This window comes from Muricauda sp. SCSIO 64092 (assembly GCF_023016285.1).
Classification (GTDB): domain Bacteria; phylum Bacteroidota; class Bacteroidia; order Flavobacteriales; family Flavobacteriaceae; genus Croceivirga.
In genome coordinates, this window is sequence record NZ_CP095413.1 from 3,212,717 (window position 1) to 3,225,194 (window position 12,478).

Sequence of the window (12,478 nt, forward strand, 5' to 3'; positions counted from 1 at the left end):
TTTAGGGTTGGTCATTCTGCGATTCACTTTTAATAAGGTCTTTCGCAAAATCAATGAACAGCTTATAGGCTCTGGTAAACGAATATTTGTCCTCAGGATGTTTAACGGCTATGTTCCTTTTCACAAGCGTACTTTCAATCAGTTTTTTGATATTGCCAACTTCGTTCAATTGTTTGTTGGCCTCGATAACATCCGTCCAAGTGCTGTTTGTGATATAATCAATGAGTTCATCCAAATGGAAATCGGAATATCTCAGTTCATCCAAAAAGTTTCTTCCATCCTTGTCCAACTCATAGCATAAAACGGAGAAAAATATGCAGATGTCCCTAGAGGTGTTTTCTTGTGTTTCATCAGATATCAGATAATAGAAATCTTGTGTTCCCTTGAGTTCATACCCAAAGGACACATCAAAGAACTTGGTGTAAAAGCCCTCTTGTTCACTTACCTTGATGATATCAAAAAGGGGTTCGTCCGCGGTGATGAACCTCCCATCCCTTAGTGAATCGACTATCTGCCTGTGCTTATTCGGATACATGCTCTTTTTTGCTGATTTTTAGTTTGGGCATTATAAACACTCCCTGTTTGGTTTTCAGGGTAATATTCCTGTCCACCTTGTCCTGCTCAACCTCATACTCTTCCTCAAAAACAAGACTGGCCACCATAAAATAGCTATCGATATCAAAATCCTTCTTGTCATTCTCAAGGGCCTCCTTGCACCATGTAAAGAAATCGGCGATCGGAAGCGCTGATCCCAGCCGTGATTTATACTCGTTTTCATCGAATATCCAAGGTTCAATATCCCAAGTCTCTTCCTCTATAAAGACATCTTCCTCGTTTTTGAACTGCTCAAAATACTCTTCTGTGTTTTCATTGATAAAGGGGCTATACAGCGTGTCCCTTGTAATATGTAATAGCTTTGGCGGTTTAATCTCCTTGTAACAGTTCATATTGCTTAGGTATCGATGAAATCCCTGCAGATACTCACTGGCTGTTCTTATGCGGTCCAACAAGGGCAATAGCTCGTTGCTCAGAACCATCGATTGCCGGCCAATGTCATGCAAGACCTGTCGCAAAAGGTCGTATTGTTTTTCAAATTGTCGTCGAATACTTTCGTCCGAATAATCAAATCTCCTGCTATTTGAAAACCTTGAGACTGCGACCAACTCATTGTAAATGGATTGTGTATGGTTGACATCTAAAATAGTATTCAAGGGAACAATGTAGTTTTCAATCAGGTATCTTGCTTTCTGGATCTTTTCTTGGTATTCGATTTTTTGGGTATTGGCCTTTAGCTCCCTGGATTCGTTTAAAAGACTGATCGTATTGTTGGTTACCGCATTTCTGAACTTCTTGATTTCGCTGGACAATGCTTCGATTCTATCCAATAGAAGGTTCCTGTCCTTCTTCAGACCATCCTTGATGTTCAGGAATAGGGCCCTGATGGATTGACCGAACTTCTCGATTTCTTCAGGAAGCAATGGCTTGAACTGTTGTAGAATAAATTCAAACAGCACGAAGTACGGTTCGTTGATAACGTAATCATCATTTTGTTGTACAAGCAGTTTATGGTCAAAAAGCTGTTGCTCCACATCGCTCCCAAATTCTTTAAGGGCATCGGAAACTTGACTTTTTAGTATCACCTCACCTTTGGTTTGGATATCAAAAAGTTGCCTGAGCAAGTCAAAATGGGTGGCCAGGAACTGTAGTATGGTTTTTGGTTCTGACTTAAACATTGATCAAAGCTTCTTGTTCCAAAAATCTATTGGTACGGGCGACATGTTCCCTTATTTTTATGACGATTGGGTCATTTGATTCGGTGACCGCATTGCTCATTTTGGCTTTGTTTCCTTTTAAGGATACCGAGTGCTTGTGGAAAAGCGTATCGTAACTATTTGGTAAATAAAGACTTGCGTTTGTAAAAGCCTCCTTAATCCTAAGATATTCATCAAGTCCGTTAAAGTCGTAATCCACAAAAACCAATACCTCTTTTGCCTTCATCATCGAAATGGACCCTTTTCCGATTCGGCCATATCGGTGTATGTACAGATAGTCCTTGCCCAAAAGTCTTTCCGCATGTAAAAAGGGCTCCATATTCTCAACAAAGCATAGTTTGTCAGCGGTGAGTGAATTGGGTATGGCTGAGAACAATCCAAAATGCAAAGTGTGTTTTTTCAAGTCCACCATCTTGCCATTGATTTGATGATGGGAGAATCCCCTGAACAGGAAAATGGGGTTGCCTTTGACCTGTGAAGCCTTTGAGTTGCGATATTTTTTGGTGTTTCCCGATTTGCTTCTTTTTACCTCATGCACAGGGAACATGGTATTGAAGAAGGTTTCGAATTCAGTTGATTTGGCAACCTCTATTTTAAACCCCCTGCTGGATTTGATGGTTCTCAATATTGCGGATCGAAGTAAATTCTGAAATGCATCGGACGAAAAGACCCCTTTGGGAACTGCCGATTTGGATATCGACTTGTTCTCAATCAAGGATTTGTATGTTCTGAAATCAACCTCTTTCATGATGATGCAACAGGTTTCCTTATGACCACATTCCCATTATTTTCACTTACAATAATTTTCCCCTTTCCCCTTCGAACCATATAATACTTATCGAAACCATCCACCAAAGGTGGAATGGAGGCAAAGATCGGAAGGAAGAAATTTTCTTTGCAGAAATTCACCAATTCACTCCTATTGCTACGGTCAATGGTAAGGACTTCATCAATAAAAAGCACAATCTTATTTTCACTGTCCTTAATGACCATTTGATTGATAATTGACATGATAAGGACCAAACGGATCATTTTATCCGTTCCATCCGATTCCACCTGGTCCTTCAAATCAAACACTTTGTGATGTCCCGCTTTGTGTAGATGGAGTTTGATGTCAAATACGTCATTGAAGTGTATTGTGGTCTTGTCCTCCAAGTACTGATTTAAGATATTCAGGTTGTCCGATTGGTCATCAAAGACAAATTCCGAGGTCATATCGCTGATTTGCATAATCTTGTTCAAATCTTTGATAAGCCTTTCATTTTCAATGATCTCAATCTTCAAAGAGTCGATATCGGAAATCCTTATTTTCTTGATCTTTGCGTTAAATTCGTTCTTGATGAAGGTGTTAAATTCCTCAAATCTCAAAAGGAAGGTTTTGCAGGGAACCGCGAAGGAATTGGAGATATTTGCGAGCAACAGGTCAACGGACTTTTTTTTGTTTTCCTCTGCGGCCATTTCAGATTCGACAAAATCTATAAAATCACTTTGACTGGCATAAGACGTTTCGGTACTGTTCTTTAATTCGTCGAAAAGACGGTCCCTATCGTATTTTACTCTATTCCTTTCCTGATAATCGCGTCGGATGTTCCGGTAGATGTTGTCCAGGGTATCTGTTGATTCGTATTTTTGGGGACGTATCCCGTATTCCTCCAGTTCCATTTTCCAGTTTTGGATTTCCTCAATCCTTTTCTCCTTGGTCAAAATCTCTTCGGTTGCCAGATCTAAACTTTCCCGGAGTTTTGATATTTCGTCTTCCAATCGTTTGATTTCATTGGCGGATTCCTTTTTCTGTTGCTTTAGGCTCTCCAATTCCAGCTTAAGGGATTCAAGTGCCTTTTCTAGGCTGGGGAGTTGTTTTATTTTCTCGATCTTATCCGTTATGGCTTTGATTTTGACATTGATATCGGCCAGACCCTTACGATGTTTTTCGAAATCCTTGGCTATGGGGAGCAGTTTTTCATTATGCTTCTTTTCCTTCCTGGATTCTTGAAGGCGTAGTTGTAGATCGGCAATCGATGCAATGGGCCTACCCTTTAAATCTGACGGTAAGGTGATGGCGCCATCAAAGAGTTGTAATTCCTCCCAGATCTTTGACACCTTTTTGGAAATATGTTTGGCCGGAATACTGGAAATGTCGGTGGAAAGAATCTTGTTCAGCAGTTCTTTATGCTCTTGACGATCCGAGATTTGATGGATCAATTGATTGGAATAGCCATTTATTTGTTGAGTGATTTTCTGGATTTGGGAATTGGCCTTGTCAATTTTGTTCTGAATCTCCTTACTACTAAGATTTTGGTCCTCGATCTGGGTGAGCTGGCTTTCAACAACTTTTCTCTGGGCATCAAGGTTGTGAAGGGATTCCTCTAAAAATTGAAGCCCCTCATAAGACTGGATCTCTTTTATCGTTTTGTCGGTTTTGTCAATATCCTGCTGCTTTTGGTCCAACTGGGTCTCTATCTTGCCCAGCGTTTTGTTATGACCGTCCTTTTTGGGAATAAGCGTTTCGCTTAAATAGGTTTTGGAATTGTCCCTTTCTGTCTTCTTTTCGGTGACCGATGCCGCCAATTCAGAATTGAGCGATGAATACTGCTGGTCAAAAGCAAAGATCAGTTCCGAGAGCACGGCACTCTTTCCTTCATATTGGTTGACCAGTTCCTTAAACTCGCCAAATTTCTTCCGTATGCCCTTAATGACTTTTATTTCCCGATTGTGCTTTAGTAAGTCTTTGATGGCCTTTTCCTCTTTCCTTGAAAAAGAAACTTTTGCGTTTTCCCTGTTATCCGAAATGATCAATGACTCCTTAAAGGATTTGTTGGTGATGAGTTTGGAGTCCATTAGATATTTATAGATTTTCGAAAAGTTATTGCTAATGCCTCTTCCATCTTGTTTGACATTCTGGTTTAACCAAACGACAGCACTATTTCTCTTTCCATTTTTATAGACGTAATTGAAAACTTCCCTGCGGTCGGCAAATTTGAAATGTTCGATTCCTTTTGTGGTGAATTCGGAAAGCAAGGCTTCAAACTTTTTAAGCTTTTTCCCCTTGGGGGTCTCATCAAAATAGTTGGTCTCCTTGTATTCACTGTCAATTTTAAAATAATCGAGACCGCCCTCGGCATTCCTTTTGACCAAAATGGAGTAGTAACGATTCTTAAAAATCTCAAAGATTACAAAACTGGAATTGATGGTCGGAAAATAGTGGTTGAAGCTGGTTTTGTCCCCGATTCGGTTGCCACTAAATATCATATCCCTTCCATCGATGATAAAGAGAAAGTTGAGGGCGTAGATCAAGGTGCTTTTACCAATATTGTTCGGTCCGACCATTTGAATGGAATTGCAATTGCCGAACTCGATGTCAGCCTTTGCGTAAATATCGGAATTCAGCACTATTAATCGTTTCAGCATTGGGTTCCTTTCGATTTTATGTTTTCAATTCTGCCGGATTGGGATACAACAGCATTTTATTCGTTTATACACTGGCTATACCATTTACATTTTCGAGCTGTTGTGTTAGACGTTTTATTTTTTCTTTATCGTAATGAAAGTTGATCTTCAGTCGATCGTACATTAAATTTAAGGTTAATTCGGTGTATTTTTCCAAAAATTCCCTTGTTAAATGGAGGTAGTTAAAATCTGTGTTATACCAACTTGTGGAACCCGAATCATCCCCTGGGGTCAATAATTCCTGTTAGCGAATACTTCGATAACAGGCCAAAGAGGTTGTAATCGTTGGTCACAAAATACGAAGAGATGTTCTCGCCGAAATGCTTGCTGATATTGGCGTTGTTCAGGCAATATCTTGCATGAAAGATATCCCATGCGGATCCCTTTATCTTCTTTGCGGATACAGGATCATTGTCAAGTCCAATCATTTTCCTGAATGCTGTTCTTCCCCCAAAAACACTTATCGCCAGTTTGAGCTCTATGCCAAGCATCAGCCCCAAACTTTTGGACATCCATTCGGTAAAAGCCTCGATGTTGGGGATGGCATCTTTCTTTTTAGTGCCTTTTAGGGCCAGTTCTCGAATTTTTAGTAGAGCGGCATAACTGAACTGTAGCCCAGGTAGCGCTTCATACCAGGAATTATCTTTATAAAAGGTGGGTAATTCCCGCACCAAATGAAAGTCTCGATGAAAATCATAATTGCCGGTGTTTAAGACTTTTGAGGGTACTTGCTCAAAAAATTCAAGCCTGTATTTGAAATCACGGTATTTATTATTTAGAAATTCGCCATTCTTTTCACACAGTTCCATAATACCTAACAAACCACTGATGGGCAATCCAGATTTTGAAATATGGTTTTTTAATTGGAGCACCTTTCTTCGATTACAGTTGGTGGCATTCTTTCCATAATCGATTAGCCTGAAGATGTTTAAACATACATTACTGTCCAGGAAGGCAACTGGTTTTACTCCTTTGTCTTGAAGTTCAAGGACTTCAGATTTAGATGGTAGACTGCACTCCCCAGTTTCGTTGAAACAGTAATATTTGTCAAGGTTTTTCAATTAAATTGCCACTGCTTTATATCCCATAAATCTGCTGGCGCCTTTTAAATGCGGATTTACCTCCTTCAAGTATTTCACAACTAATATCTCGTGTAGCTTGACGGTCAATGGAGCCCGCTTCCAAAATATGTGATTTCACACTGGTACTTTTTAAAGGAATTATCAGTTCTGCATCACCAAGTACGGCAATATTTGGGTTGTGCGTCACAATGATTACTTGTCTGGATTCTTTAATTTTCCTCAGATTTTTGACAATGGTCTTGAATATGAATTCGCTGTCAAGATTATCTTCAGGTTGATCAATAATCAATGGGGTAGTGCTTTTTGAAAGCATTAGGATACCAAGTAAAACCGATTGTTGCTGGCCTAGAGACAATTGGGATATTGATTTTGTATTCCTCAATGTCTTGCCCGTTTCTTCATCGTTGTACAATTTGGTTACGGAGATAGTTGGTCTATCCTCGAAAGGCAAGGCTTCAAAATCCTCATAGACGTACTCCTTGGTAACCTTATCCACAATGGACTGTGCTTCATAATCCCTAATAAAACTTTTCCCTTCGTCATCTTTTAAACCCTTTAAGGCATCAACATCTTTCCCAATACAGGTTTCCACAAATTCGAACGGTGACAATCGTTTGGAAATCAAACTGGCTCTCGGTACCTGAGAAGTCCGCCAATCCATGGTTGTTTTTAGAAGTTGTTCAAATTCATCAGAATAATTTCCCTGATCATACTTGACATTGATAAATAGACCGTCGAGGGTATTCTTAAGATTATCGTTTATGGTCTGGGCGAAAGCGTTCCTGTAATAATGGACCTTTTGCTTATTGTCCTTTCTTTTGGTCAGAAGCTCCTTGCGTTCTTTCTGAAGCGCTCCTAACAGTTTTTTACTGTTTTCAAGTTTTCTTACGCGATTCCCCAAATCTATGATATCCTTTGAAATCTGGTTGATTTTACCTAAATCAAACGGAATCCCCTGGGCTTCCAATTCTTGTTTTTTCACATCCATTTGAGCTTGGATTGTTTTCTCCTTTGAAGCCCAATTCTTTAATTCCGTCCGTAGTTCTTCAACTTTTGTGCCCAGGGCAATGTTCAATTCCCCAGCCTTTGATTTTACAATCTTGGAAAAATCGCTTACAATATCCTTAACCTTCTGAAAATAGTCTTTGCCCACCACGATTTCATCATCAGTCAACTTTTCAAAATTTTCAAAGGTCTCATCATCGTTGAGAATGTCTTTATACGTTTGAATGAGCTGCTTTAAATCTGCTATCAAATCATTTCTTATCTGCCTTTCTTTAATTAACGCATTTTGGTATTTAACCAATTCGCCCGCTCTTTGCTTTTTTAGATTCTCTAATTTTTTCTCTTCGTTTTTTAAAGCTTTTTTTGTCTCCTCAAGACTCAACAGCTCCAACCTTAACTTTCTTGCTTCACTTTGGTTGTTCAGTAAATCGGCAATGAGTTCTTTATCCTCTAAATGAGGGCTTCCAGGTCTAAGAATCCATCTAAAAAATCAATCAATACTATGGGGTTCTCGTCGCTGTGCTGTATGGTCTCTGCGGTTTCACCCTGCCCGTAGCTTTCGATTTCCACTTTGGAAATACCATTGACCGGGTCAGTGAGGTTTTGTGTACCACTATTTTTTTCTCTTGAGAATTCTACCAATTGTCCGGTCTCGTCCGTGTATGTAAGCGATATTTTTTGCGGCCATACTTCCGAATCGACAACTTTTGAAGTAGAGTTATTCCCCGATGTCTCGCGTACGGTTTCCAAGAGGGTCGATTTGCCAGCACCCCTGCTTCCAATAATGCAAGTCAGATTGGGGCTTAAATCAACGGTCATTTTATCCAATAGCCCACCTTCTAAAGAAATACTATTGAACATAGGTCTCTGCTCGGGGATTAAATCTTCAAGCCGGATTCTTGATTCATGACTTAGGAGTGCCACCTTTAAGGCATGAAAATTTAATTCATCAACTTTTATCCTGGTCAATTTCTCCTTTCCTTCCGCATTGGTGCCTAATTTACTAAGGGTGTGTGAATCAGAACCCATTAACTTAGGCATTACATTGTCCTCATCTAAAAGTAGGTAGGTACGTCTTAGGGCCAATAACCTCTTTCTATTGGCATCATCGTCATTATCGTTGTAAAGATGAAAGCTTTCTTTTTTTGCTATTTCAAGGCCTAATAGATTATGATGACAAATGATCTCTTCAATTGACGGGCCAAAACGCCCAATTGTTTTTTCAAACCCAGGATCAAGTTCAATATGGGCTAGGACACCTATACCATTATGTTGATGTGCATAATCCAAACATTCCACAATGCCTTGCGATGTGGTTTTCTTGTCATTGCTGATGGTTAGTTTACCGTAGAATGCCCTTAAATCTTGAAAAGTTTCAAAGTACAAAAGAAGATGCCCTTGGGTGGTAGTTACCTCTATTCCGGGATACAGGGATTTCTTTGTCTTTTGCGTAATTTATGGCGGTATTTGCATTAAAAATCTCATTGTGATCGGTGATGCTTATGATTTTTAATCCTTTCTCTATTGCGGTATCTACAATGGCTTCAGGTGTCATTGTTGAATCTTTCACATCATAAGAACCAAATTCTCCGTAAGAATGTATATGTAAGTCCGCTCTTAAAAATTTTGCCCCATTGGTCATCCTGTTTTACCGTACTTTTTGATTGTTATAAGTTTATTTCCCAGTAGCCTCGTGTTCCCTCCTTACGCTCTAGATACCCTTTTTCCTTAAGGGCATTGATATGTTTACCAACGGCAGATTCATTAATACCTAAAGCTTGGGCAATTTCATTATAAGTTATAGCGGTATTAGCAGCAATAAGTCTTAGAACCTCTTTTTGTCTTTTGGCCAGAGCAGATTCATTATCTATAGCCTCACTTATTACACCACCTATTACACCACCTATTACACCACCTGTTTGACCACCATCAACTACAGCTACTTCTTTAGCCATAAAATTCATTCTTAGAAAGTTGTCCGAGAAGCTAAAACTATCTTTACCATAGTGCTCCAGGATTCGAGGAATACCGGAACCCAATTGCTCTACGAGTTCCAGATCCTTAAAGATGCGCATCAGCTCTTTATTGCGAGGTACGGAGAAGCCTTCAAAAAATTCTTTTTTACTCAATCCTTCGGGTAAGCCTCCAGCAGACGTGATTTCTATTCTATCTGCAAAGATTTCAAATTTGGGCGGTATTTCATTGGTATAGTCATTATGCACAAAGGCGTTGATAATACCCTCCCGTAAAGCAATGGGATTCCAGAGTTGGGATTGTTGACGCTCTTTGGAGGTGATTTTTGTCGTGGTGCGGTTCTCTATCGCTATTTTGTCTATGACCTGTTTAGTAGCCTTGACCAGGCATTCATTACCGTATTCATTACTTTCGACCAAATCTGCTCGATTACCGCCCGAATATTTGGCAACTTTGATGGACGTACTGTTCTTATCCGCTAGCAGATACGCTGCATAATTGAACGTGTTGTCCTCGGTCAGCAGCTCCAAGTTTTTCGTAAAGTTGCTACTCAGCTTATGACCCGACTCCTCATAGTATATTTTCAATTGCCCAAAGGTCAAATCCTGTCTAATGGACTTTATCCTGCTGATAGAATTTCGTGTGCGCGAGGCAAAAAGCTCATCAATCATTTTTTGGGGCATAGGTTCGGCAGCCGAACCGATACGGATAAAACAGCCTTTTTCACTCATTCCGTATTTTCTGAGATGATATGGTTTTTCAGGGCCGCTTGCTACAATAATCTTTAAAATATCCTGCCCCTCTTTTTCCTCTGAGACAATATCAAAAAGCCCTAGGGCAGAGGGTCTAATATTGTTTTTTAGCCGATCTTTGATTTTGAGTTGGTCACTATCAGAATCTGCCAACCCATAGGTGTTACCATCTTTATCCAAGCCAATATAAAGCAGGCCTCCTTCTCTGGAGTTCAGGAAGGCAATAACCTCTTTTTCAAGCCCCGTTGAAAGTTCTCTTTTGTACTCTATACGGTTGGTTTCCGGCATTGTTTTATTGGTTTCTACAGAATTTAAATATAGCAATATTAATCCTTGAAAATGCATTGATTAAGGCGTATGTAGAGGTAAAAATAACTCGACATGGGATTTTGATTATGGAGAAAACTCGTGGTTTTCATCAACATGAAGAGTGGGGGCACGAATCCCATGCCTGTTGGATACACCTAACCAATGAATAAAGCAAATTAAGGAATGAACCCTCAGCAGTTACTGCGCTGCTCTTAGAGAGGTTTAGTAAAGCCCTCCCTTTAGAAATGTGCTCTGGTTTTCTTCATTTCCTCTAACAAAGCTGTTATGACTCCGCTGCCTAGAGGGGCGACCATTTGGAACAGCTCTCTAGTGCTCAAATGACCTTGCCCATTACCTGATGAATAGGTAATGGTCTACGTTCGCCAAAGCCAACATTGATAAGTGCAATATGGACCATTTTCAATGCGGTGGGACCTAAATAAGTCACGCCGCATTGGTTTTCCCACAAGGGGTTTTGGCACCCTGACGGGTGCCGTTTTGTGGGTAGGGAGAAAGAAGTCAAATGGGGGTCTTTAAGCACAAATACTGGTTATTTAAGACACATGATCGTATCTTGAAGTAAGTTAAGTAATCGAAAAACAGGCAAATAAACCATATCGGAGTACCATGAGGGCAATCAATGAAATTGAGGTAAGTTATCGGCACGAGATTCCCGAATTTGGCTGGAAGAAAGTAAGTTCATCGGAAGAAGCGGCCGAGGTATTGTTCGAAGATTGGGACAAGGGCAACATAGGATTACAGGAATCTTTCAAGGTGGTATTGCTCAACAACGGAAATCAGGTCAAGGGTATCTATGAGATCTCTAAAGAAGGGATAACGGGAACCACGGTCGATCTGCGTATCCTGTTCGCCATCGTCCTCAAAAGCCTTACAGTTTCAATCATATTGTGTCATAACCATCCGAGCGGTATGCTAAAACCCAGCGCCAACGATAAAAGCATCACCAAACAGATACAGGACGCCTCCAAACTTTTTAATGTCAAGGTGCTGGATCATATCATACTGGCCCCCGATGGCTCCTATTACAGCTTTGCCGATAGAGGTTTGGTATAGGGGTGATTTCATGGATTTTATGAAAGGAACTTTTTTAAAATCTCCTTGAATTATATAGTACTACTTAATGGTGGGTTACTCATGATGATAAGGTCTCTACCTTAAAATCAAAATACAACTTTATATTTTAAGTAAAACTTGGAAGGCTATATTTCGGCACTAGATCATATTTGCTGTCGAAATATAGCTGTGTAAAAATGGATTTTTTTAGCAGGTCAATGGTTTTCGACTTTCCAAAGTACATACTGCTTGTTTTCGGAAACTTGGGGAATTCATAGGCTAAAAAAGCTTGCCTCGCCCTTAATAAAAGCTATCTACATTTATGAGTTTAATTGGTGATAGCTATTTAGATATTTATTAGGCCATTGTGATGAACCTTTAGTATTGGATACCCTTAAAAAATGCTTCCAATGACATTTTATGAATTTCAATGATGCGGAGCAGGGTAGACATTTTGAAATCGCCATCACTTTCCAACCGTCAATAGTTACGTCGGCTGAGATTATGCTCGTTGGCAAAGGTTTCCAAACTGGAATAGCCCGCTTTTAGCCGTAATTCCTTGATTCTTTTTCCTATCGCCTCGAACCTGTCTTGGTCGTCCTCTTTCACCATAGGGACAATATCAAAAAATCACCTTTAAAAAATAACGCTCTACAGGGCGTGAATTTCAAACTAATGTTTATCTTTAATTTGTTGAATGTTAGTCGATTTACCCAAAGCCATTTGCCAACCAAAAACATGAACAAGAAAAAACATACCCATCTCTTTTATGGCGGTGAGGAGGCGACTGCACTACTCAAAAAAGTCCCGGGAACAACTCATGGAGGCGGACTGTGATGACTTTATGGTATATCGAATTTTGGATGGAACCAATTTCGAAAATTGGAAAAGGAACATTTGGAAGGTTGGACGGGACCTATACGTATCGACGAGAACACGCATCATTTGTTGCACCTGAATCTTTGCCAAAAGGTCAAAAGAAACTTTTCAAGGAAATCCGCTCCAAAAACTTCGAATGACTGAAGGTGTATGCCATTATTTGGGATAAGGAGATACCCGAAGA

General features: G+C 39.9%; 8 protein-coding genes and 1 pseudogene. 1 reads left to right on the forward strand and 8 read right to left on the reverse strand.

What is annotated here, in order from left to right; translation table 11 throughout:
- Position 1: 1 nt before the first annotated feature.
- The 7 genes and pseudogenes from L0P88_RS13490 to L0P88_RS13530 form a co-directional block, all read right to left on the reverse strand.
- A complete protein-coding gene (locus tag L0P88_RS13490) occupies positions 2-535 on the reverse strand; it encodes a condensin complex protein MksE (RefSeq protein ID WP_247130445.1) in 534 nt (177 codons plus the stop codon).
- Positions 522-1,733 (reverse strand): hypothetical protein, encoded by a 1,212-nt coding sequence (locus tag L0P88_RS13495; RefSeq protein WP_247130446.1) that lies wholly within the window; start codon positions 1,731-1,733, stop codon positions 522-524. Before L0P88_RS13495 ends, L0P88_RS13490 begins: the two co-directional genes overlap by 14 nt.
- Positions 1,726-2,520 (reverse strand): hypothetical protein, encoded by a 795-nt coding sequence (locus L0P88_RS13500; RefSeq protein WP_247130447.1) that lies wholly within the window; start codon positions 2,518-2,520, stop codon positions 1,726-1,728. Before L0P88_RS13500 ends, L0P88_RS13495 begins: the two co-directional genes overlap by 8 nt.
- Entirely contained in the window at positions 2,517-5,180 is a 2,664-nt protein-coding gene (locus tag L0P88_RS13505) for a hypothetical protein (protein ID WP_247130448.1), read from the reverse strand. Before L0P88_RS13505 ends, L0P88_RS13500 begins: the two co-directional genes overlap by 4 nt.
- Positions 5,181-5,437: 257 nt before the next feature.
- On the reverse strand, positions 5,438-6,091 hold the full coding sequence (locus L0P88_RS13510) for a hypothetical protein (RefSeq protein WP_247130449.1): 654 nt from the start codon (positions 6,089-6,091) through the stop codon (positions 5,438-5,440).
- Between the two features lie 205 nt (positions 6,092-6,296).
- Positions 6,297-8,948: pseudogene (locus tag L0P88_RS24145) on the reverse strand (TrlF family AAA-like ATPase).
- Between the two features lie 25 nt (positions 8,949-8,973).
- Positions 8,974-10,320 carry an RNA-binding domain-containing protein gene (locus tag L0P88_RS13530; protein ID WP_247130453.1) on the reverse strand — a complete coding sequence of 449 codons (1,347 nt, stop codon included), beginning with the start codon at positions 10,318-10,320 and terminating at the stop codon, positions 8,974-8,976.
- Between the two features lie 648 nt (positions 10,321-10,968).
- Here L0P88_RS13530 and L0P88_RS13535 point away from each other — a divergent pair.
- The gene (locus L0P88_RS13535) at positions 10,969-11,415 is read left to right on the forward strand and encodes a JAB domain-containing protein (protein WP_247130454.1); all 447 of its coding nucleotides are present in this window, start codon (positions 10,969-10,971) and stop codon (positions 11,413-11,415) included.
- Positions 11,416-11,895: 480 nt separating this feature from the next.
- On the opposite strand, the gene L0P88_RS23990 is transcribed toward L0P88_RS13535, so the two are convergent.
- Positions 11,896-12,027: a hypothetical protein gene (locus tag L0P88_RS23990; RefSeq protein ID WP_281499685.1), complete on the reverse strand. Its 132-nt coding sequence runs from the start codon at positions 12,025-12,027 to the stop codon at positions 11,896-11,898.
- Positions 12,028-12,478: the final 451 nt, after the last annotated feature.